The organism is Rheinheimera sp. NSM, from assembly GCF_052380015.1.
In the GTDB taxonomy this organism is placed as follows: domain Bacteria; phylum Pseudomonadota; class Gammaproteobacteria; order Enterobacterales; family Alteromonadaceae; genus Alishewanella.
Genome location: NZ_JBQTCI010000001.1, coordinates 1,078,937 through 1,101,832 on the forward strand (window position 1 = coordinate 1,078,937; position 22,896 = coordinate 1,101,832).

Below are 22,896 nucleotides of genomic sequence, written 5' to 3' on the forward strand. Positions count from 1 at the left end.
CCCACCTGCGAGCGCTATCACTATCTGTTTATTAACTCTGAAACACGCTTTCCAATAAACGGAAAGTGCCGGCGTCGGCATCCAGCTCAACGCGGCCGCCTACCGGCACAATAAACTGCTGCTTTATATGACCAATCATGGCGCCACGGTAGGCTGGAATATTCAGCGGCTTGATATGGTCGTCAAAAATCTGGTCCATCGTTAGCCAGCCATAACCACCGGTGGGCCGACAGGCGGTGCATTCACCGAAAATAAAGCCGGCAATTTTATCCAGCGCGCCCATCAGCTTTAAGGTACTGAGCATACGGTCAATGCGGTAAGGTGCTTCTTCCACGTCTTCCAAAAATAAGATTTTACCGCTGAAATCAGGTAAGTAAGGTGAGCCGGCCAGCGCCGTTAACACCGTTAAGTTACCGCCAATCAACTCGCCCTGCACCTTACCGCCGCTAATGGTTACGGTACGGTTTTGCCTTGGTACCAGCTCATCTTTGGCGTCCAACACATTTTGGTATTGCATTAATTCGCGGTCGAAAAACAGCCGTTGAAACTGATCGGCATTAAAGCTGTTCCAGCTGCCGGTGCCGTTAGGGCCGTGGAAGCTGACCAGCCCGGTTTGGGCATGAATAGCATTGTGCAGCGCGGTAATGTCAGAGTAACCCAGCAGCACCTTGGGGTTGTTGCGGATTAGGTTGTAGTCCAGCAGCGGCAGCAACCGCGCCGCGCCGGAGCCACCGCGCAGGCAAATAATGGCTTTAACCTCTTTGTCAGCAAACATGGCATTAATATCGCCGGCGCGCTCAGCGTCGGTGCCGGCCAAATGGCCGCGGCGTGCCGCCAGATTTTTACCGGTTTTTACTTTAAAGCCCAGCGCTTGCATCACTTCCTGCGCTATTTGCAAGTCCAGTAAATCATCGGTGGCTTTCGACGGGCTTACCAGCGCTACCGTATCGCCTTTGTGCAGCGGCAGCGGCAACAGGCGTTTATTGCTGGTTGCTGGGGCTGCCATAACAGTGCTGCAACCGGCCAGTGGCAACAAGGCGGCAGCCAGGGTAAAGTTTTTTATAAATTGGCGTTTATCCATAGCTTAATCCACCATGCTAAATAATTTATTCAGCATATCAATAGCAGTTTTACTAAAAAATTCCAACAGGGTAGGGCAGAAATGCGATAACCGCCAACTTTTTACGGCCGGCGGTTAGCTGTAGGCAGGCTTACTTTTTCGGTTTTTTCGCGGCTTTTTTGGCCGCCGCTTTGGTCGGCTTTTTCTTTTTCACCGGCACCTTGGCTTCTTTGTTTTTCGGCCGCAGTGCTTCTATTACGCGGCGTTTCAGTTTTTGCTCTACATAGCGCTCTACTTTGGCCAAAATGCCCATATCGTGCGCTTCAATCAGTGATATCGCGGTGCCTTTTTTGCCGGCGCGGCCGGTACGGCCAATGCGGTGCAGGTAGACGTCGGCACTGCGTGGCATATCAAAGTTAATCACATGGCTGATATCGTCAATGTCCAAACCGCGGGCGGCAATGTCGGTTGCCAGTAAAATATTCACGCGGCCGGAGCTGAAACGCTCTACTGCCTGCATGCGTTTATCCTGTGGCATTTCTCCCTGTAACCAGCCACAGCGCAGGCCGGCGGTTTCCAATTGGCCGGTTAAACTGGCAAGGCGCTCGCGGGTTTTAATAAATACGATGGTTTTCGTTACATCCGGCTGTTTCAGCAGATGAATAAGCAGTGCCAGCTTATGTTGGGCATCATCGGCTAAATGCACCCATTGCAGAATTTTGGCGTTTTCTTTGCGTGATGGTATGGCTTCTACCCGCTCCGGCTCTTTTAAGGCGCGCTCAGCAAAACGCTCCAGGTTGTTACCTTCCAGCGTGGCCGAAAACAAAAAGGTTTGCCGGCGGCGGCGTGCTTCGAGCACTATGCGGTTCATCTCACCAACAAAGCCCATATCCAACATGCGGTCGGCTTCATCCAGAATCAGCAGCTCTACTTCATCGGCCTGAAAGCTTTCTTCATCCAGGTATTCGGTTAAGCGGCCTGGCGTAGCGATAAGAATATCGTTGTTTTTTTCCAGCGTGTCTTTGTGGCTGCCATAGTTAATGCCGCCGGTGATCACGCCGACATTTAAGCCGGTATATTGGCTGAAATGCTTAAATTCATCATACACCTGGTACGCCAGCTCGCGGGTGGGGGTCATTACCAGCACCCTGGCAAAGCCCGGATCTTTGCGGCCGAAATCAAGCAGGTACTGAATAGCGGGCAAGACAAAGGCGAGGGTTTTACCGGTGCCGGTTGGCGCGCTGGCCAATAAGTCTTTGCCTTCCAGCGCCAATGGGATCGCCATTTCCTGGATCAGGGTCGGCAGTTCGAAACCGCGTTCACTGATGGCACGGTTAATGTCATCGTCCAGTTGAAAATCTGCGAATGTTGTCATCTTGTCCTCAGCATAATTGCCTGCCCGGTGACAGTGCGCCTGCTTCACCGTAAACTGGTGGCAGGAGGTGCTGATGTCAGCCGGTTTTCAATGTAAAAAATTCTATGTTGCTCATGATCAGTGCGCGATGAAAGTCGGCACTGACGGTTTATTGCTTGGCGCTTTTGCACCGCTACCGCCACCGGGTGGCGATATTCTCGATATTGGTGCCGGCAGCGGCCTGATCAGCCTGATGTTAGCGCAGCGCACTGCAGGTGCCAATGCGATAGACGCGATAGAGCAGGACCCTGCTGCGGCAGAGCAAGCGGCAGCGAATGTGGCAAACAGCCCGTGGCCAAACGCGATACGGCTGATAAAGGGCGACATTCTAACCTATAGCAGTGGCAAACGTTACCGCTTAATTGTATCTAATCCGCCGTTTTTTCAACAATCGCTGTTATCGCCTGATCAGCGGCGAACTCAGGCGCGCCACACCGACAGCTTGCCCTTTGCTGCTCTGCTGCAAAAAGCCGCGCAGTTGCTGTTGCCGCAGGGTTGTTTTGCGTTGGTTTTACCGCGGCTGGCCGCGGATGATTTTTGCCGCCTGGCACAGCAACAAGGTTGGTATCTAACACAGTATTGTGCGGTGCAGGCTACGCCGGCCAAAGCGGCGCAGCGCCTGTTGTTATGCTTAAGCCGGCAATATGCAGATACTGAGCGCAGCAGCCTGCTGGTGCAGCAGGCAGACGGTAGCTACAGCAGCCAATACCGCACGTTGCTAAAGGATTTTTATCTGAAGTTTTAGCGTGGTTTATTTACAGCAGGCCGGCTATTTCCTGCAAAATCTGGCTAACCCAGTCATTTAAGCGCGCATCGGTTAAGTCGTACTGGTTTTCATCATCCAGCGCCAGGCCATAAAACAGCTCGCCATCCGCAGTTAAGGCTTTAGAGGCAATAAAATCGTAGCCGGCAGTGGGCCAAAAACCAATGCGGCGTGGCTGTTGCGCTGCGATAGCCTCATGCAGCATGCCCACGGCATCAATAAACCACTCAGCGTAGCCCAGTTGGTCGCCCATGCCGTAAATGGCCACAATCTTGCCGTTTAAGTCTACGCTGCTGATGTCATCCCAGTGTGCTTCCCAGTCTTCCTGAATCTCACCGAAGTCCCAGGTGGATAAGCCAAGAATAAGAATATCGTAGTCGGCCATCCGGCTTAGCGGCACCTGCTTGATGTTATGCAACTCAACAGTATCAGCGCCGATTAACGCCTGAATTTTTTCTGCCACTATTTCGGTATAGCAGGTGGTTGAGCCATAAAATAAGCCAATTTTCATCGCGGTCTCACTACAACAGGGGGCAATAACAAGGCCGCAGTGTAGCAGAATCGCAGATACAGCAAAATCCCGGCTTTGCGCCGGGGCAGCCATGCGCTACCATAGCCTGAGTTTTCAGAGTAGGCAGCGATGATAGCAACAGCAGTACAACCTGAGGCAACAGATCTGCTGCTGATCAATCAGTTTCTTGATCAGCTGTGGCTGGATAAAGGCGTAAGTGAGCATACACTTAGCGCCTATGGCACAGATTTAAAGCAATTTGCGGCTTTTGCCGCCGCACAACAGCAGCATTTGCTCAGTGCCGACAGCCAGCTGTTAAACCGCTATCTGGCACAGCGCTATGACAAACAATACAGCCCGCGCAGCACCTCACGCGCGCTTAGCAGCCTGCGACGCTTTTATGCCAGCGTGCACCAGGCCGGTAAAATAGCCGACAACCCGCTGACGCAATTACTTAACCCGAAAATCGGCCGCAGCCTGCCAAAAAGTTTATCTGAGCAGGATGTTGAGGCGCTACTGAATGCGCCGGATTTAACCGATCTTATTCAGTTTCGCGACAAAGCTATGCTTGAGCTGTTGTACGCCAGTGGTTTGCGGGTATCCGAACTAGTTGGCTTGTCGATGCAACAACTTAACCTGCAACACGGTCTGGTAAGAGTAACAGGCAAAGGCGAAAAAGAGCGGCTGGTGCCAATGGGCGAGGAAGCCGCGCATTGGCTGTTGCGTTATTTACGCGAAGCGCGGGTGCAGTTGCTCGGTGGCCAGATGCTGGATGTGGTGTTTCCCAGCGCGCGCGCGCAGCAAATGACGCGGCAAACCTTCTGGCACCGTATTAAGTTTTATGCCAAAGTAGCGCACATTCAGGCAGAGTTGTCGCCACATACACTGCGGCATGCTTTTGCCACCCATTTATTGAACCATGGTGCCGATTTGCGGGTAGTACAAATGTTGCTGGGCCACAGTGATTTGTCTACTACACAAATTTATATTCATGTCGCGCAGGCGCGGTTACAAAGCCTGCATCAGCAACATCATCCGCGCCCTTAGGCGCCGTAACAGGAAACCCTATGAACAAGTTTGTATTAGCCCTTTGTAGCCTCGGATTGATTGCCTCTGCCAATGCGCAGTTAAAGGCGCCGGATGCAGATTATGCGCAGGTGCAGCAACAGTTCAGCCAGCTGAATTTAACCGTGAAGGCGGTGTCAGAATCGCCGATGGAGGGTTTGCTGCAGGTGTTTACCAATAAAGGCCTGTTTTTCACCTCGAAAGATGGCCGCTATTTTATTGAAGGTAATGTTTACGATTTAACCAACAAGGTGCTGCTGAATGATGAGCAAATGCGGCCCTATATTCAGCAACAGCTGGAAGCGCAAAAAAGCGGCGTTATTGAATATAAAGCCAAAGATGAAAAATACGTGGTCAATGTATTTACCGACCCCAGCTGCGGTTACTGCCGTAAATTGCACAATGAAATGAAAGATTACAATAACGCCGGTATTACCGTGCGCTATATGGCGTTTCCGCGCGGTGGTATGGGCTCTGAAACCTATCTGCAAATGCAGCATATCTGGTGCAGTAAAGACAGCCGCGGCGCGATGGATAAAGCTAAAGACGGCGCAGATGTGAAACCGGCAATGTGTAATAACCCGGTAAAAGCCCAGTATGAACTGGGGCAATCTTTTGGTATCAGTGGCACCCCGGCCATTATTTTGCCCAGCGGCCGCTTAATTCCGGGTTACCAGCCGGCTAAAGCATTATTGGCGCAACTGCAGGCGGGATCTTAAGCGCTTATGTCTGCTATCAGCCGTACTATTCAGCGCCGGGCTTTGCCCGGCGTTTTACCGTCGTTGCCGGACGTATTGCATCCGGTGTTGCAAAGGTTATATGCCAGCCGTGGTATTACCCACGCCAATGAACTGGAGCGCGGTGCCGCCGGTTTACTGCCTTTCAGTGCGTTAAAAGGCATTGAACAAGCCGTTAGCTTGCTAATTGACGCGCTGCAGCAACAGCAACATCTGGTGATCGTAGGTGACTTTGATGCAGACGGCGCTACCAGCACCGCGGTATTAATGAGCGGGCTGCGGGCTTTTGGTTTTAAGTTTGTCGATTATCTGGTGCCCAACCGTTTTGAATACGGTTACGGCTTAACACCGCCGATGGCTGAGCTGGCTGTAGCGCAGGGCGCTGAGCTTATTGTTACCGTTGATAACGGTATCTCGGCTATAGAGGGTGTGGCACTGGCAAAAAAAGCCGGCGTTAAGGTTCTGGTTACTGATCATCACCTGGCCGGCAATGAGCTGCCGGATGCCGATGCAATAGTTAACCCGAATCAGCCGGGCTGCACTTTTCCCAGCAAGGCGCTGGCCGGCGTGGGCGTAGCCTTTTACTTATTGCTGGCGCTGCGCGCCGCACTGCGTCAGCAACAATATTTTACCCGGCGCCAACTGGCTGAACCCAATTTAGCCGAACTGCTGGATTTAGTCGCACTGGGCACCGTAGCCGACGTGGTGCCGCTGGACAGCAACAACCGCATTTTAGTGCACCAGGGCCTGATGCGCATTCGCAGTGGCAAATGCCGGCCCGGTATTCAGGCGCTGATTGACGTGGCCAACCGCACGGCGGCGAAACTGACCGCCAGCGACTTTGGTTTTGCCCTGGCACCAAGGTTAAATGCCGCCGGCCGGCTGGACGATATGTCGCTGGGCATAAGCTGTTTGTTGGCACCGCAGTTGGGCTTAGCGCGGCAGTATGCGGCTGAGCTGGACAGCCTGAACGTAGAGCGCCGCGCCATAGAGCAAAGTATGCAACTGGAGGCGCAGGCATTTTTAAGCCAGTTGTCGTTTGATGGCAACGCGCTGCCGGAATGTCTGTGTTTATACCGGCATGACTGGCATCAGGGCGTAATTGGTATTCTGGCCGGGCGGATCAAAGAGCAGTTTAACCGCCCGACCATAGTGTTTGCCCAGGGCGATGACGGTGAGCTGAAAGGTTCAGCGCGCTCTATCGCCGGCTTACATATCCGCGACTTGCTGGAAGAAATTTCCAGCCAATACCCGGGTTTAATTAAAAAGTTCGGCGGCCATGCCATGGCGGCCGGTTTAACCATCAGCGCCGAGCGGCTTGACACCTTTAAGCTGGCACTGAGTCTAACGGCGAAAAAACATTTAACGCCGGAGCAGCTTACCGCCGTGATCTACAGCGACGGCGAGTTGCCGGCAGATTGCTTTGATATTGGCTTTGCGCAGTTGCTGCAAAATGCCGGCCCCTGGGGCCAGGCCTTTCCCGAGCCGGTGTTTGACGGTGAATTCAGCCTGATCAGCCAAAAAATGCTGGCCGACCGCCATTTAAAGATGCTGCTGCAAGCCCCGGACGGTAAGCTGGTAGATGCAATTTGGTTTAATGCCGATAACAAAACCTGGCCGGACGTCAATGTGCAAAAAGTGCAGTTGGCGTATCAGCTGGATATTAACGAGTACCGTGACAAGCAAAGTTTGCAGTTAATTGTGCGGCATATGAGCGCCGTTTAACCGGTTAAAGCAAAAGCCTTGCTGTAAAGCCCGGGCCCTGCTAAACCTTAAGTTGTAGATAAGGAAATTGCGCAGGGCGTAGTAATGGACTCCACTTCAGCTGCAACGCAAACCTCTGCTGCTACTGCGCGGCAGGGCCAGCAATTGCTCGCACTTCAGGCCAAAATACTGGCCTCGCCGTTGTTGTTTTCCAGTGACACCAACCTGGCATGGCAATTTCTTACTAAACAAATCAGCAAGGCATTGTACGCCGACCGCGTTAGTATTTGGCTGTTTAGTCAAAGCGATATGCTGCAGTGCATCGATTTATACCAGTACCAGCTTAACAGCCACAGCAGCGGCGTGTGTTTGCAGCGCAGTAACTACCCGAAATACTTCAGCGCCTTACAGCAACATGCGCTGATCGCCGCGCCGGATGCGGCCAGCCATCCGGCGACGGCAGAGTTTAAAGACGGCTATTTGCAGGGCGCCGGTATCCGTTCAATGTTAGATGCTGTTATTCAGTCTGAACACGGGCTTGGCGGCGTGATCTGTGTCGAACAGGTGAGTAGCCGGCGCAGCTGGTCGGTGGATGAGCAACATTTTATCGCCGCTATGGCGTCGATGGCCAGTACGGTGCATACCTTTAGCCGGCACTTGCAGTTGCAGCACGAATACCAGTTGGTGCTGGAACGTCAGGACATGGCCAGCCGTAATGCCCGCATCGGCTTTTGGGAGGCCAATGTCAGCAATGGCGAACTGTGGTGGTCGCCAATGGTGTATGACATCTTTGGCGTTGACCCACAGCAGTTCTCCCCCAGCGTTGGGGTGTTTTATCAGTTGATACATCCGGATGACAGAGAACTGGTGCGGCTGAGTGAGCAACAAGCGCAGCAGCATGGTGAGCACAATGTAGTGCATCGTATAGTGCTGCCGGATGGTCGCTTGCGTTGGGTACATGAAGTGGCAAAGTGGACTACGCCGCAGGGCAGCGCACCCGCGCGGCTGATAGGCTCAGTGCAAGATGTTACTCAGCAGCAGCAAACCAGTGGCGAGCTGCAGCAGTTCTTTTTACTGTCACGCGATATTCTCTGTATTGCCAACCAGCAGAATTATTTTGAACGGGTTAACACTGCTTTTAGCCGGATAACCGGGTATAGCGAGGCTGAATTGTTAAGCCGGCCTTTTACGGACTTTATCCATCCGGAGGATCTAATCAGTACCGATGTCGAAGTGGCAGAGCAACAACAAGGCAGAGTAACGTCCGGCTTTTGTAACCGCTACCGGCATAAAGATGGCCATTATGTCACCTTGCAGTGGTCTTCTGTGCTCGACCCTGTCACCGGCAAGTTATATGCCTCGGCACAGGATATTACCGAACGTATCCAGTTGGAACGGATAAAAAATGAGTTTGTCTCTACAGTAAGTCATGAGCTGCGTACGCCTTTAACGTCGATTAACGGTGCTTTAGCACTGGTCAATTCCGGCTGTGTCGGCAAGCTGCCTGCTCAGGCAGCGCAGTTGCTACAACTGGCCAACAATAACTGCCGACGCCTTACCAGTTTGATAGACGATTTACTTGATATCGAAAAGTTATCTGCCGGTATGATGCAAATTGTGCTGCAACCGCAAGCGGCGTTGACGCTGGTGCAGCAGAGTGTGGTTGATAACAGTCAGTACGGTCGCGACAGGAATATTCAGCTACAACTGCAAAACACCGGTTGTGATGAGCAACTGTTAATTAATGTCGACAGTCTGCGTTTTGCTCAGGTTATGGCCAACTTATTGTCTAATGCTATTAAGTTTTCACCCGATGCCGCTACCGTGCTGGTAAAGATTGAGCAGCATCAGCAGCAGGTGCGGATCAGTGTTACCGACACAGGGCCCGGAATAGCTGAAGCATTTAAAGCTTCAATTTTCCAGCGTTTTTCTCAAGCTGACAGCAGCGATACGCGGCAAAAAGGCGGTACCGGCCTTGGGCTGGCATTATCAAAACAACTGACAGAATCAATGCACGGCAGTATAGGTTTTAGCTCCAACGCTGGTGCCGGCGCCTGCTTTTATGTCGATTTTCCGCTTTGGTCAGGCAAAGCGGCAGCAGGTGCCTGAGGCAAACTAAACCAGAACAGGCTGCCGCCATCTTCAGCCGCGCGGTAGCCTACCTCGCCACCCAAGCGGGTGACAATGCGTTTTACAATAGATAAACCCAAACCATGGCCATCGGCACTTTGCGGTGAAAAACGCTGGAAGGTGCTGAACAGTCCGGCTTGCTGTTGAGTACTGAGCACACGGCCGTTATCGCGGATCCAGCATATCACCATAGCATCCGGCGTAATGTCGGCACCCAACTGTATAACCGGCGGCCGGCCGCCGTATTTAATAGCATTCGACAGATAGTTTACCCAAACTTCTTCTATCCATTGTGGATAACCAATTGCGGTCGGCCAACTGTCGGGCACTTCGATAGCGGCCTGATGCTGATGGGCAAAATCCTCTAAGCGCTGCAGCGCATTGCTGACCAATAGCGCCATATCCAGCGGCTGCAGCGCCACGTTTTGCTGTTCACGCATGCTGGCTAATAACAGCAGGGCGTTGATAATGTCATTCATTTTACGTGAGGTGTTATTAATGGTGGTCAGGGCGGCTTGTTTTTGCTCAGCTGACAACTCGATAAAAGTGGCATTGAGCAAACGGCTCATGCCGATCAGGCTGGTTAACGGGTGTTTTAAGTCATGTGCTACGGTATGGGCGTAGGCGTCGAGCTCTTCATTTTGTTTGGCTAACTCGGCCGATTGTTGTTGCAGCAAGCTGTTTTTAAGTTGTAAATCCGTGGTGCGCAGCGCCACCTGCTGTTCTAACTGAGCAGTGTTGTTATTCAGTTGCTGCTCTATTTCATTGCGTCTGAGCAATTCATGTTTAATGCGCTGTTGCAGCCGGTTAATGGCGTCAACCACCTGGTCCAGTTCGTCGTGCCGCACCGGCCGTTGTAGTTGCAATGGTTGCTCCAGCCGGTTCAAATCCAAATGGCTGGCAAACTGTGCCATAGCGCGCAGATGGCGGCTGACCGCAAAACGAAAAATCAGCAGCATCAGCACTGCGCTGAGCAATAGGGCGCTGACCGTAACCAGGGCAATATCGCGACTTTGCCGCCATAAATGCTGTTGAATGCCATCAGCCATTAACTGCACTTGCAAGGTACCGACCGGATGTTGTTCACCATCAATTTGATAGTGCACCGGGTAGTGCTTACTGACCAGGGCGTCGCTGAACTGCGGATGCTGCCGGCTATGCTGCTGTTGCAGTTCATCTGTCAGGTTAACAGCGCCGACATGTTCTAAGCGTGCAATACCATCCAGCAAGGTATTAATACGATGGATATCCACTTCCCACAGGCCGGCGGCCAGGCTTGGCAGGTAGCTTTTTTCAATATTGTCAAACTGCTGCTGCGCGGTCGCAATTTCATAGCGATAGACACTGTAGCTTAAAGCGGCTGTCAACAAAATCGACAGCAGCAAAGCTGCCAGTACCATAGTGATAACCACCCGGGTTGCCAGATGCCGGCGCAGCGGTTGAGAGGGCAAGCTGTAGGGCATTAGTATCCAAGCTCCGGGTTAAACCACAGGCTACTGTCCTGCAACGGCGTATCAGGGTGCAAAAACGGATTATTAAGCCGGATAACGCGGCGTTCGGTTAGCTCTGCCTGTGCAATCGCGTCGGCGAAATGCTGCAGAAATAACTGTTGCATGCTGCCGTCATGCATTGCTAAACGTAAACCTTGTTCAATCGCCTGTGCCAGTTGTGGTCGGTTGGGATTAACAAAATAATACAGCGGTGCCGGGTAATACAGCACCAGGTTATCTGCGATAGCTAACTGGTCGCCGGCTTTGGCTTGCAATTCAGACTGTATTTCGCTGAGTGACCTGGGGAAATAATCTGCCCGACCCAGCTGCAGCATGGCAAACATGCCGGCATAATGCGTACTTGGTATAACATTAAACTGATTATGTTGCAGTATTGGCAGATCCGGCCAATCGTGGCCCTGGATGGCGCGTAAAGGCTTTAATTGTTCTACCGCGGCAATGTCAGCAAAACGGGCTTTATCTTGCTGGCGGATCAGCAGCAAACGCCAGCCCAATAAACCGCGGTCTATCGGGATCCGCACCGGCAGCAGATTTTGTTCACGTTCGGCTGAGGCAAAAGTCCACACCACATCCATACCATTACCGCTTTCCAACTGCCGTAAAGTACGCCACTGCGCCTGGTCACGTTTACTTGGCACCGGCAGATAATGGCTGCCGGACTTTTCCAGCGCCAAATGCAGCAAGGCTATCGGATAATGGCCGCGCGGGTCGTCCAGCATAGTAGCAGGCCAGGAATAGATCACCGGCTCGGCTATGCAGCGTAAGGCGCTAAGCAGCAATAGCAATAACAGATACTTCTGCACGGCGAGGTAAGAGAGCAAGATACAGATCCCCTGCAGGGCTTTTGTCACACAGCATAGCGGCTTAACTCTGTTACGGGCAAGTTAGCCGTGGCAAATTGCAACGGAATTTAAGCCGCCGGAAAAATCCGCAACAGATGGCTGCACTGCCAGCGATAAATTTGCTACAATCCACGCCTGTTTTTTTTCCGCTATTCAAGGTTACCGAGCACAGCATGTTTGAAGTTAATCCGGTGTACAACAGCATTAAAGATCTTACTGAACGCACGAATGTGCTTCGGGGGTATCTTTGACTACGATGGCAAAAAAGAACGCTTAGAAGAAGTCTCGCGCGAGCTGGAAGATTCAGCTATCTGGAATACGCCGGATAAAGCCCAGGCGCTGGGTAAAGAGCGTTCAGCACTGGAGCAGGTGGTAGGCACCATCGACAAGCTGGACCGCGGCCTGGAAGACGTTGCCGGCCTGGTAGAGCTGGCAGTTGAGGCTGACGATGAAGACACCTTCGAAGAAGCCAAAGCGGAGCTGGCCGATTTAGACAAACAGCTGAGCCTGTTGGAATTTCGCCGTATGTTCTCCGGTAAAAATGATCAGAACCACTGCTATCTGGATATTCAATCCGGCTCGGGTGGTACTGAAGCCCAGGATTGGGCCAGCATTTTAATGCGTATGTACCTGCGCTGGGGGGAAGATAAAGGCTTCAAACCCGAGTTGTACGAAGTAACCGACGGCGATGTGGCCGGCATTAAAGGCTGTACCATTAAATTTAGCGGCGAATATGCCTACGGCTGGTTGCGCACCGAAACCGGCGTACATCGCCTGGTACGTAAAAGCCCGTTCGATTCCGGTAACCGCCGCCATACCTCGTTTGCTTCAGTGTTTGTCTCGCCGGAAATTGACGATGATATCGAAATTGATATTAACCCGGCCGATTTACGTATCGACACTTACCGTGCCTCAGGTGCCGGTGGTCAGCACGTAAACCGGACCGATTCTGCCGTGCGTATTACTCACTTACCCACCAATATAGTGGTGCAGTGTCAGAATGATCGCTCGCAGCATAAAAACCGCGACAATGCCTATAAGCAACTGCGCGCCAAGTTGTACGAGTTTGAACTGCAAAAGCAAAATGCCGAGAAGCAAGCGCTGGAAGATACCAAGTCGGATATCGGTTGGGGCAGCCAAATCCGCTCTTATGTGCTGGATGACTCGCGCATAAAAGATTTACGTACCGGCATCGAAACACGCAACACCCAGGCGGTGTTAGACGGCGATCTGGACAAATTTATTGAAGCCAGCTTAAAAGCCGGCCTGTAATGTTTACTTTAACTTTCTCTCTCAATCAGGAAACGCACTATGTCTGACCAACAGCAACCACAAGAAGAAATTCAGGACGTAAATAAACTGATTGCTGAGCGCAAACATAAGCTGGCTGCACTGCGTGAAGATGGCTTTATGTTTCCGAACGATTTTCGCCGTGACAGCATCTCCAGCGAGGTGATTGCCAAATACGATCACTTAACTAAAGAAGAGCTCGAAGCAGAAAAGATCACCGTAAGCCTGGGCGGCCGTATTATGACGCGCCGTATTATGGGTAAAGCCAGCTTTACCACTATTGCCGATATGGGCGGCAAAATTCAGCTGTATGTCGCGCGCGACAGCCTGGCAGAAGGCGTGTACAACGACCAGTTTAAAAAATGGGATTTGGGCGACATTATCGGTGCTACCGGGCACTTATTTAAAACCCAGACCGGCGAATTAACGGTATGGCTAAGCGACATTCGCCTGCTAACCAAGGCACTGCGGCCGCTGCCGGATAAATTCCACGGCTTAACTGATAACGAAGCGCGTTACCGCCAGCGTTACCTGGACCTTATTTCCAACGAGCAGTCACGCCACACCTTTTTAGTGCGCAGTAAAACCGTGGCTTATATCCGTCGCTTTTTTAACGACGAAGGCTTTTTAGAAGTAGAAACGCCAATGCTGCAGGCGATACCAGGCGGCGCTTCAGCACGGCCGTTTGAAACGCACCATAATGCATTGGATATGCAGATGTTTTTGCGTATCGCGCCAGAGCTGTACTTAAAGCGTTTAGTGGTAGGCGGCTTTGAAAAAGTATTCGAGTTAAACCGTAACTTCCGTAATGAGGGCGTGTCTACGCGCCACAATCCGGAATTTACCATGCTGGAATTCTACTGGGCTTACGCCGATTACAACGACTTAATGGATTTAACTGAAAAGTTATTCCGTGGCCTGGCAGAACACGTGCTGGGCAGCACTGAAGTGCCGTACCAGGGCGAAGTGTTCGACTTCGGTAAGCCATTTGCACGTATGTCGGTGACTGAATCTATTCTGCACTACAACCCAACAGTGACCAAAGATCAACTGGCGACGCGTGAAGCGGTAGCAGAGCTGGCCAAGTCACTGGGTATTGAGGTAAAAGCTAACTACGGCCATGGCCGTATTTTAATGGAAGTGTTTGACGAGCTTGTAGAAACCAAGCTGCGCCATCCAACTTTTATTACCGAATACCCGGCAGAAGTGTCGCCACTGGCGCGCCGTAACGACCATAACCCGGAAATTACCGACCGCTTTGAATTCTTTATCGGCGGTCGCGAGCTGGGTAACGGCTTTAGCGAGTTAAACGATGCTGAAGACCAGGCCGAGCGCTTCCGGCATCAGGTAGCGCAAAAAGACGCCGGTGATGACGAAGCGATGTTTTACGATGAAGACTTCGTTACCGCGCTGGAGCACGGTTTACCGCCAACAGCAGGCCAGGGCATTGGTATCGACCGGCTGGTAATGCTACTGGCCGACGCCGCCTCTATCCGCGACGTTATCCTGTTCCCGCATATGCGTATTCATCACGACAAGTAAATAGCTGCAAAACTGAAAAAGCCAGACCTTGTGTCTGGCTTTTTTGTTTTTTGCGCTTAGCACCGGCAGCTTACGGCTTCAACCCCTTAGTTTGCAACAGCATAAATTGCTACAAGATAAAAATGCTTGATTTACATTCCACTAGCGAAATAGACTGATTCTAATTTTGCAACTTGCGGGATCTACAACAAACAACTCGCGGGTTTAGATCATTTGAATAAGCTGTTAGGGTTACCAGTAGATGGTCAGGATGACAATTTGAAATTTGCATTTCGTTACTCTCTAATTTCGATATTCTTGCTGCTATTTATCGGGCTTGTAAGTTGGTGGGCTGAGCTCAATGGTGTGCTTAAGGTTTCATTATTATGCTACTTGGTAATCACCTTTGTATTTTCTGTTTCAGGTTTTTGTCTGGAGCTAAGGCGGTACAAAATAAACCCTGTTAACGGCATTATGTTTAAAATTACTGCTATTGTTGGTGCCGTATTTTGTGGTGCTATTTGGGTTGCCGTTCTTTACCCATTTGCATGGTTTATCAATGCACCCTAACAATCGCCATCAAATACGCGCCCTTTGGGCGCTCGACTCGCAACAAGTTGCTCGCGTTTGTGGCGGGCGTTAGTGTTTAATATTAAAAATAGAGGTTTTCATTGAAAAAGTATATTTTTATTGTCCCTATAGCGCTTTTATCAAAAAGTGCATTCGCATACGTCGATTGCCCCAGCTCATCGGTGAAGTACATTCAGCCCGATGAAGATCGGGTATACGTTCAGTTAGAAGGCCAAAATTGGCAGCGCCTGGGTGACTATACCCAGCCTTCTATGAATGCAAAGCTATCGATAGCTTTAGCTGCCCACGCTACAGGTAAAAAGGTTAAAATTCGTTTTCCTGATGGACATGATGCTTCATGCAATACATTCAATAATAACGTAAATGCAACGATGATTCGTATTGAAAATGAGTGATGCACTAACAATAAAATCATGTCGCCGCTACGCGGCTGAGACCTCCGTTACGGCGCTTTGCGCCTTCACTCCGACCCCATATTTTGGCGTTAAAATAAATGGAGCTAAATTTTGTATAAACAACTGAAATTATTCATTATTGCATCTATTTTTACGGTGCCATTTTCAGCTTATTCTTCTGACATTATTGATACTAAAATAACTCAAGTTTTAGTTGGTCCAGAATATGGAACTAATGTGTATATCACTATTAGCCCTAAAGCGGCTGGCGTGCCTACATGTCAAGCAAGCTCGCGATATGATTATGGCTTTGATGCCTCAACAGAATCAGGAAAAATCACTTTGAGTGTAATTTTAGCTTCTTATGCAGCACAAAAAAATGTTTGGATCGGTGGAAAAGACACTTGTACTGTTAATAGTACAATTGAAGATTTAAAACACGTTGTTGCAAAGTGATTTTAACAAAACAATTAACTACGCTCCCTATGGTCGCCGGACGCTCGAAAACTCGCGCCGTTTAAGCGCGCGTTAGCATAATCTTAACTTTTTGAATCTTGTGATAGGGAGAATCTAAAAATGGCACAAAATGAATCGTCTCAAGCTTTTCGTAAGTACTTTGTCTATGGCGCGGTGTTTGGTGTAGCCGTCACCTTAATTGTTTGGTATTCATTCAGATTTTTTCAGCAATAAAGTAAGTTATGCGCGTTGCTAACAAACGCCGGCACAATGCACCGCGGCGCTTGACGCACAGCAAGTTACCCGTGTTATGTGTGCAAACATCAACGCCATGTCATGTAATTAAATGAAATATAAAAGGATGTATCTTGAAGAAGCTCGTATTAGTTTTATCGTTTATCTCAGGTTCGTTAATTGCCCAGGAAAGCACTTTTGACAGCCAATACTCTGTTGGTGTTGGTATGGGAGCTGCTTACAGTGGGTTAGGCGCAAACTTCGCTCTTTTATCGAAAACTGACATGAAGTATGTCTCAGTCGGCTGTGTTGAATATAGTTCAAGATATGGCTCAACTTGCGGCTTGGGGATCGGCTGGATAGTAACTGATCTATTTGATTCTGATTCAAATAAGCACGGCCTTGGTGTCTATGCAACCAAAGCAGGTCATGAGGTTTACGCGACCACGGAAAACTTTAATTTTAAAGAAAATGAATATTATGGTGCCGGCGTTAGTTATACCTACTTTATGAATGGGATAGATAAGCCCGGATTCAACTTCGGTATTTCTGCTCACGCAACAAATGCAAAGCATGATGAAAAAATTAATGGTTTTTTGCAGGTTGGCTATCAGTTTTAACGCAGAACATGTATGAGCCTTCCCGGAGTCGATAGGTAAAACCGCTCTTCTGGCCGCGTTAGCGGCCAGTTTGTTGTCCATCTGCAATATCGTCGCCGGGGCGCCTAATCCGGCAGCGCCGCTAATACCTTACCCACCAGCTGGTTTAGCTCGTCGCCGTTGCCAATCCAACGCGTGACCATTAATAAGTCATTTTCCTGATCGATATAAACCACATTACGGCCCGCGCCCTGAAAAGTAACGGCAGTTTCGGGGGCATTCGGTAGCGCTTTGCGGCCCGGGTTTAAAAACCAGTTAGCAAAACCGTATTCGGCATTGGCGCTGCCGCCGCTGCGCGCCTGCGCTATCCAATCTTTGCTGAGCAGTTGTTGCTCTTGCCATTTACCGTCGCGTAAAAAAAGATAGCCAAAACGAGCCAGATCCCAGGCGTTGATAAAGATACCGCCACCCCAGTGGCCGCCGCCTGATACCGATTGCACCTGCTGGCCGTCGAGTTCAATCCAACTATTGTCATAGCCATACCAGCGCCAGGTGCTTGATGCGCCAATCGGTTGCATAATCTGCTGGTTTAATACCTCAGGCAGTGGCTTGCGCCAGACATACAAGGTGGATAGCGCCAGCAGGTTTATCCGCACATCATTGTATTTGTAATGGCTGCCCGGTGTGCGCAGCGGCCGGTTGGGCCAGTCAGCAGGTGTTTTGCCCTCCGGCCGGTCGGCCCAATCGGGTTTGCCCCACAACGTGCCTTGCCAGTCACTGGTTTGCCGTAGCAAGTGCTCCCAGCGAATTTGGCTGTTGTGCTCGCCTTCATACAGGGCAGTGCCATGTGGCATATAAGGGCCAACCTTATCCTGCAGGTTGGCAATCAGGCCATGTTGCCAGGCTAAACCGGTGATAGTCGTTAAAAAGGTTTTGGCAATACTGTGCGTCATATCCACACTGTCGACATCACCCCAGCGGGCGATCACTTTACCTTTATACACTATCAGGCCATTGGCCGCGGCGCGCACGCCCATTGGGCCGATTATCTGATCATAGGGCTCTTTCGCACCAAAGGTGGTGGCCTGCACTATGGCCTGGTCTTTTGACGCCGGGTTTTCGCTGGCGATAGCATAGTCAACGGCCGCGGCCAGTTTTTCAGTATCCACCTTTAATGCCTGCGGGCTGGCCACAGCCCAGTCGCCACGTGGCGGGTAGTAGGTTTGCGCGGATAAGGGCAGCGCCAAAAACGCCAGTAGTAAGCTAAAAGAACAACGCACAGTAAGCTCCTGTTTGATAACACCGCAACAGCCATAGTGGCCCTGCATTAATTTTCGCTGTTTACTGCAAGCCACGGGTTACTGTAAGCCGGGTTGGTAATAAACTGCTCGTCGCTCAGGCTATGTAAAAACGCCAGCAGTGCCTGTTTCTCTTCAGCTGTTAGCTCAAAGCCGCGCACAAAGCCACTTTTGCCCGGGTGCTGCCGGCCATCGCTGGTTTCGCCGTTTAGCTGGCTGACTAAACCGCCGGCGGCGTAAAAATTAACCACGTCGTCTAATGTCGCCAGGCTGCCATCGTGCATATAGGGGGCAGTGTAAGCGACATTTCTTAGCGTCGGCGCGCGAAAACGGCCATCGTCTGCCGGGTTTAAGCTTAGCTCGCTTAAACCGGTATCGTGCTGCGGATAGCCTTTGTCGGCTAAATCTGCCCGGCTGACATAATACAAGCCGGTGTTATGAAATGGCCGCCGGTCGAGCGGCTGGCGCTGGTGGCTGGTCGCCTGGGTAAAGTTAAAGCCGCCATGACAGTGATGGCATTCCAGTTTTTCTGAGAAGAACAAATTCAGCCCAAGTAATTCTTGCTCAGTAAGGGCACTGTCATCCTGCTGGTAGGCGTAGCGGTCGAAACGCGAGTTAAACGACAATAAGCTGCGGCTAAAACTGGCTAAAGCAGCTGTTACACGGTGAAAGTCAGGCTGACTGTCGCCAAAGGCGGCAGTGAACAGCGCAGGGTAGGGCGCCCGGGTTAAACGGGCTAAAATCTGTTGTTCGTGGCCGCCGGCGCCGAGCTCAACCGGGTTGTCACCAAACAGTGGAATAAGCAACTGGCTTTCAATATGCGTCAGGCCATCGTGCGCCCAGGTCAAAGTGTTGTTATAAGCGATATTTACCAGCGCTGAGGCATTACGCCGGTGTGCCTGACCGCTGCTACCAACCGACACCTTAAGCGGCTGAGCAAACGCATATTGTTGCTGGTGGCAACCGGCACAGCTTTGCTGCTGATTGGCGGATAACGCCGTGTCATAAAACAGATAGCGACCCAGTTCAACCTTTGCCGCCGACATGGGGTTATCAACCGGCACTACCGGTAGTGGAAAGCCCTCAGGTAACGGCCACTGATAGGCCGGCCGGGGGTCGCTGCAGCCGGCCAGCATAACCAGCAGCAACACCATGGCGCACCTCATTGCACACTCCAGCCCTGCGGCCTGGCGCCTATACCCAGGCGTGGCAGCAGGGTTTGGCAGCTTAAGCGGTTAGGATCTGACATACAATGGTTGTCGGCACTGAGGTATACCCCTGTCAGTATCGGCGCTAAATCCAGTACAAGTTGCTGTCCGGGTAGATAATCCAGGTTTATAGCTACGCGGTTAGGGTTGTTGCAACCTGCTTCCGGTGCGCGCATCGGGCTGGCCGAGCGGCAACCGGTCGCGCCCAGATGCAATGACCACTGCTGGCCCGGTTGGGCAGTGCTGTGTATGTCCAGTCGCAAATATTTATAACCCTGCTGCCAGCTCCAGAACATATCACTTTGATTAAGCGGCGCTGCCGCGCGCAGCGGATCCTGATGATTTAACGCTGCCGGTACGCCAAGTGTAAAACTCAGCTGGCCGGCAGTAAGTGGCTTGGCAAACTGCAACTGCCAATTATCGGCACCATCACATACCGTGCCCAGCAGAGCAATATCGGCTTGCTGGTGCAACGCCGCTGTATCCAGCGGCAGTGGCATATTATTCAGGCGAAAATCGCTGACATAGAGCTGAAATTGCTGCAGCTGCCATGCTTTTTCAGTAAGGCTAAAGGCTGTGTCACAGCTCACCGGCTTAGCGTTGACACGCAATTGCAACGTTAAGGTTGATGTGGTGCCGGGCGCCGGGTTACATCCGGTCAAAATACACGACAGCAAAAGCAGGCCAGCTCGTAACATGAATATACGCTTGCATAGTAAATACATTAAGGCTAACAATACCGTAGTTTGCAAAACTGGTCGACGGACAAGGTAGCCATAATGCTTAAACAGTTTACCGTTGCTGGCTTAACGCTGGTTCTGCTTGCCTTACCCATACCGGTGTTGGCCCATGCTGAACATGACAAAGCCCGTTTTGTCGCTACCGATGGCAAAGATGTTGGCCGTTGTGATCAGCCACTGCGGCCTTGCCAAACTATTGCCTATGCTGTTAAACAGGCCAATAAAGGCGATAAAGTGTTGGTCGCCGCCGGCCATTACCCATTAACCGATGAAGAACAGCTGTTTTACCTCAGTAGTGAAATTGTGCCGGTGCTGGGCGGTTACAGCCGGTTTGATCATTATCAGCTGCAGGCACCAGAGTTAAACCGCACCACGCTAAGTGGTGTGCCCCCACCATTGCAGGCCGCGCTGGAGCCGCGTGGTTTTTACAGCCTGCGCGACGGCAAAGCGCGTTTTTCTGCTGCTTTACAACAACGGCTGGCGCAACATCAGAGCCTGAGTCAATCACAGCCGGCCCGGTCTTGCGTTGACGGCAAAGCCGGCAACTTTAGCTGCCACAATATCGATTTGGTGGCACATATGGCATTGACTGAGTTTAGCTCGCAGCCTGCGTCAGCCAGCGATATCTGGGGCCATGTCGATTTAAACAACGGTACAGAATATGCGCTTATCGGTTTGCGCAACGGTACTGCTGTGGTTAGTCTGGCCGATCCGCAAAAACCGCTTGAGGTCGGCACCATAGCCGGCAGCAGCACGACCTGGCGCGATATTAAGGTATACCAGTATTTTGATACCACGCTGCGGCGCTGGCAGGCCTATGCTTATGTGTCGTCTGAAGGCGGCGATGGTATTCAGATTATTGATTTAACCCGGCTTCCCGATACAGTATCGCTGGCCGCGACCTACAGCGGCGTAGTATCAAGCCACAATGTGTTTATTGGCGGAGTTGACTACAGCTCCAACAGCGCTAACAGTGCGGCAGCACCGCTGCTGTATCTGGCCGGGCAAAATACCCGGCGCGGTGCTGTGACGGCATTATCGTTGGCTAACCCGACGGCACTTAGCCCGCTATGGCAGCAAGACACTGCGGTGGCGGCCGATTACAGCCACGATGTGGCGATGATGCAAATTTCGGATGGCCGTGCCGCCAGCGATTGCCAGCTCAGCCCTTGCCAGGTGTTGTTTGATTTTAATGAACAGGATATCCGCTTGTGGGATGCTTCTGTGGCCGCCGCACCGGCCAGACTTGCGCAATTTAGTTATGATCAAACCGGTTATGTGCATTCCGGTTGGAGCAGCGAAGATAACCGCTATTTATTTGTACACGATGAGCTCGATGAAACCAGCTTTAGTTTAAATACCACACTGAGGATCTATGCGCTGGATGATCTACGTAACCCCGTGCTGCAGCCGGTGTGGCGCGGACCAACGCCAGCGATAGATCACAATGGCTTTGTCCGCGGCAATCGCTACTACATGTCAAACTATCAGCGCGGTTTAACGGTGCTGGATATCAGCAACCCGGCGGCGCCGGTTGAAGCCGGCTTTTTTGATACGTTTTTACCGTCCGACGGTGCAGCTTTTAACGGCATGTGGGGCGCCTATCCTTACTTACCCTCAGGGCTGATCCTGGGCAGCGATATTAATTCCGGCCTGTATATTCTGGCCGACAACAGCAAAGCTGTCGCCGCCGGCTCGCTGTCATTTGCCGGCGATGCAGTAACCGTTGCGCCAGGTGCGGTTGCGCAAGTTACAGTGCAGCGCCCGCAAGGCAGTGGTGCGGTTAGCGTGGCCTACCAAACGTTTTCCGGCAGTGCGGTGCAGGGCATCGACTATGAACCAACAACGGGCCGCTTAAGCTGGGCCGCTACTGATAACAGCGACAAAACTCTTACAGTAACCACGCTGGACAGCGGAGAAACAGGGCGGCGCACCTTGTTTGTCAGGCTATATGATGTGCAGGGCGGCGCTACACTGACCGCCCCCGCCATGACAACTGTCGCATTTGGCACAGAGCCGGCGCGATCTGGCAGCCTTAGCTTGGTGCAAACCAGTGTTCAGGCGGTAGAAGGCAGCAGCGTGCAATTAGATGTGCAGCGCCAGGGAGGCAGCGACGGTGCTATAGCCATTGACTATATTTTGCAAAGCGGCAGCGCCACTGTCGGCGATGATGTAGTTGATAACAGCGGCCGGTTAAGCTGGGCTGATGCCGACAGCAGCGATAAAACTATTACGCTGACCCTGATTGACGACAGCCTGGAAGAGGAGGATGAAAGCTTTAGCCTGCAGTTAGTCAGTGTTGATGGCAGTGTGCCGGGGGTTAATAGCAGTGCACAGCTAACCATATTAGACGATGAACGCAATACCGCGCCGGTGGTGAGCGCCGGTGAAGACCGTCAGGTAAATGCCGGCCAAAGCGTAACGCTAACGGCGACCGCAGAGGATGCAGAAAACGACAGCATCCGCTATCAATGGCTGCAGCTTAGTGGTGTCGCTGTCAGCCTGCAAAATGCCACCAGTGCCAACGTATCTTTTGTGGCGCCGGCCGGCAGCGCCAACCTGGTGTTGCAGGTAACTGCCACTGACAGTCGTGGCTCCGGCAGCAGCGACGACGTAGCGGTAGCGGTAATATCCGTGCCGCCAGCGAATAACAACGCCGGTAGCTCAGGCGGTGGCAGTAGTTCAGCCTTTATTCTGCTGTTGCTGGCCCTGCTATGGCGGAGCCGCGTTAAGTTGAATAGCCAATATAAGCCGGGTGCCGCTCCGGTGTGTACCCTGTAAAGATTACTGCTTGCGGGTAACTTCTACAGTTTGCTTAAGTGGATTT

At 51.6% G+C, this 22,896-nt stretch carries 20 protein-coding genes; 12 read left to right on the forward strand and 8 right to left on the reverse strand.

The genetic code is table 11. The annotated features are described in order from the left end of the window. Positions 1-31 precede the first annotated feature (31 nt). Both ACTZWV_RS04765 and srmB read right to left on the reverse strand, forming a co-directional pair. A complete protein-coding gene (locus ACTZWV_RS04765; RefSeq protein ID WP_444785437.1) occupies positions 32-1,081 on the reverse strand; it encodes a S66 peptidase family protein in 1,050 nt (349 codons plus the stop codon). A 130-nt stretch (positions 1,082-1,211) separates the two neighbouring features. Next, positions 1,212-2,435, reverse strand: coding sequence for an ATP-dependent RNA helicase SrmB (gene srmB / locus ACTZWV_RS04770; protein WP_305552600.1), 1,224 nt, complete (start codon positions 2,433-2,435; stop codon positions 1,212-1,214). A 73-nt stretch (positions 2,436-2,508) separates the two neighbouring features. Between srmB and ACTZWV_RS04775 the strand changes: the two genes are divergently transcribed. Then, positions 2,509-3,219, forward strand: coding sequence for a tRNA1(Val) (adenine(37)-N6)-methyltransferase (locus ACTZWV_RS04775; protein WP_444785438.1), 711 nt, complete (start codon positions 2,509-2,511; stop codon positions 3,217-3,219). Between the two features lie 10 nt (positions 3,220-3,229). On the opposite strand, the gene fldB is transcribed toward ACTZWV_RS04775, so the two are convergent. Beyond that, positions 3,230-3,748, reverse strand: a complete 519-nt coding sequence (gene fldB, locus ACTZWV_RS04780; protein WP_444785439.1) for a flavodoxin FldB — start codon at positions 3,746-3,748, stop codon at positions 3,230-3,232. Positions 3,749-3,877: 129 nt separating this feature from the next. On the opposite strand from fldB, the gene xerD reads away from it, so the two are divergent. From xerD to ACTZWV_RS04800, 4 genes are all read left to right on the forward strand, one after another. Further along, entirely contained in the window at positions 3,878-4,795 is a 918-nt protein-coding gene (gene xerD, locus ACTZWV_RS04785; RefSeq protein ID WP_444785440.1) for a site-specific tyrosine recombinase XerD, read from the forward strand. A gap of 20 nt (positions 4,796-4,815) precedes the next feature. After that, the gene (gene dsbC / locus ACTZWV_RS04790) at positions 4,816-5,532 is read left to right on the forward strand and encodes a bifunctional protein-disulfide isomerase/oxidoreductase DsbC (RefSeq protein ID WP_444785441.1); all 717 of its coding nucleotides are present in this window, start codon (positions 4,816-4,818) and stop codon (positions 5,530-5,532) included. Between the two features lie 6 nt (positions 5,533-5,538). Then, entirely contained in the window at positions 5,539-7,275 is a 1,737-nt protein-coding gene (recJ, locus tag ACTZWV_RS04795) for a single-stranded-DNA-specific exonuclease RecJ (RefSeq protein WP_444785442.1), read from the forward strand. 84 nt (positions 7,276-7,359) lie between these two features. Next, entirely contained in the window at positions 7,360-9,363 is a 2,004-nt protein-coding gene (locus ACTZWV_RS04800; RefSeq protein ID WP_444785443.1) for an ATP-binding protein, read from the forward strand. Here ACTZWV_RS04800 and ACTZWV_RS04805 read toward each other — a convergent pair. Together ACTZWV_RS04805 and ACTZWV_RS04810 are read right to left on the reverse strand one after the other, a co-directional pair. Further along, on the reverse strand, positions 9,315-10,847 hold the full coding sequence (locus tag ACTZWV_RS04805) for a sensor histidine kinase (RefSeq protein WP_444785444.1): 1,533 nt from the start codon (positions 10,845-10,847) through the stop codon (positions 9,315-9,317). The two genes, ACTZWV_RS04800 and ACTZWV_RS04805, sit on opposite strands and share 49 nt — an antisense overlap. Next, complete coding sequence (locus ACTZWV_RS04810; protein ID WP_444785445.1) at positions 10,847-11,746, reverse strand: substrate-binding periplasmic protein; 900 nt, start codon at positions 11,744-11,746, stop codon at positions 10,847-10,849. Before ACTZWV_RS04810 ends, ACTZWV_RS04805 begins: the two co-directional genes overlap by 1 nt. Positions 11,747-11,910: 164 nt before the next feature. Here ACTZWV_RS04810 and prfB point away from each other — a divergent pair. The 6 genes from prfB to ACTZWV_RS04840 all read left to right on the forward strand — a co-directional run bounded on the left by prfB (position 11,911) and on the right by ACTZWV_RS04840 (position 16,844). Next, positions 11,911-13,009 (forward strand): peptide chain release factor 2 gene (gene prfB / locus ACTZWV_RS04815; RefSeq protein WP_444785446.1). Its coding sequence is split into 2 segments (ribosomal slippage): positions 11,911-11,985 and positions 11,987-13,009, totalling 1,098 coding nucleotides; the frame shifts between segments, so codons are not numbered across the junction. A gap of 39 nt (positions 13,010-13,048) precedes the next feature. Then, entirely contained in the window at positions 13,049-14,569 is a 1,521-nt protein-coding gene (lysS, locus tag ACTZWV_RS04820) for a lysine--tRNA ligase (protein ID WP_444785447.1), read from the forward strand. Positions 14,570-14,827: 258 nt separating this feature from the next. Then, positions 14,828-15,118: a hypothetical protein gene (locus ACTZWV_RS04825; RefSeq protein WP_444785448.1), complete on the forward strand. Its 291-nt coding sequence runs from the start codon at positions 14,828-14,830 to the stop codon at positions 15,116-15,118. A gap of 101 nt (positions 15,119-15,219) precedes the next feature. After that, positions 15,220-15,534 (forward strand): hypothetical protein, encoded by a 315-nt coding sequence (locus tag ACTZWV_RS04830; protein WP_444785449.1) that lies wholly within the window; start codon positions 15,220-15,222, stop codon positions 15,532-15,534. Between the two features lie 111 nt (positions 15,535-15,645). Then, positions 15,646-15,990 (forward strand): hypothetical protein, encoded by a 345-nt coding sequence (locus ACTZWV_RS04835; RefSeq protein WP_444785450.1) that lies wholly within the window; start codon positions 15,646-15,648, stop codon positions 15,988-15,990. 368 nt (positions 15,991-16,358) lie between these two features. Beyond that, positions 16,359-16,844, forward strand: coding sequence for a hypothetical protein (locus ACTZWV_RS04840; RefSeq protein WP_444785451.1), 486 nt, complete (start codon positions 16,359-16,361; stop codon positions 16,842-16,844). A gap of 104 nt (positions 16,845-16,948) precedes the next feature. On the opposite strand, the gene ACTZWV_RS04845 is transcribed toward ACTZWV_RS04840, so the two are convergent. From ACTZWV_RS04845 to ACTZWV_RS04855, 3 genes are read right to left on the reverse strand one after another with little or no spacing between them, the layout of a single operon-like run. Then, positions 16,949-18,103 (reverse strand): serine hydrolase domain-containing protein, encoded by a 1,155-nt coding sequence (locus ACTZWV_RS04845; RefSeq protein WP_444785452.1) that lies wholly within the window; start codon positions 18,101-18,103, stop codon positions 16,949-16,951. A gap of 47 nt (positions 18,104-18,150) precedes the next feature. Further along, positions 18,151-19,287, reverse strand: coding sequence for an MbnH family di-heme enzyme (locus tag ACTZWV_RS04850; protein WP_444785453.1), 1,137 nt, complete (start codon positions 19,285-19,287; stop codon positions 18,151-18,153). Next, positions 19,284-20,027 (reverse strand): MbnP family copper-binding protein, encoded by a 744-nt coding sequence (locus ACTZWV_RS04855; RefSeq protein ID WP_444785454.1) that lies wholly within the window; start codon positions 20,025-20,027, stop codon positions 19,284-19,286. Before ACTZWV_RS04855 ends, ACTZWV_RS04850 begins: the two co-directional genes overlap by 4 nt. An 81-nt stretch (positions 20,028-20,108) precedes the next feature. Here ACTZWV_RS04855 and ACTZWV_RS04860 point away from each other — a divergent pair, with 81 nt between their 5' ends. Further along, positions 20,109-22,850 carry a choice-of-anchor B family protein gene (locus ACTZWV_RS04860; protein ID WP_444785455.1) on the forward strand — a complete coding sequence of 914 codons (2,742 nt, stop codon included), beginning with the start codon at positions 20,109-20,111 and terminating at the stop codon, positions 22,848-22,850. Positions 22,851-22,896: the final 46 nt, after the last annotated feature.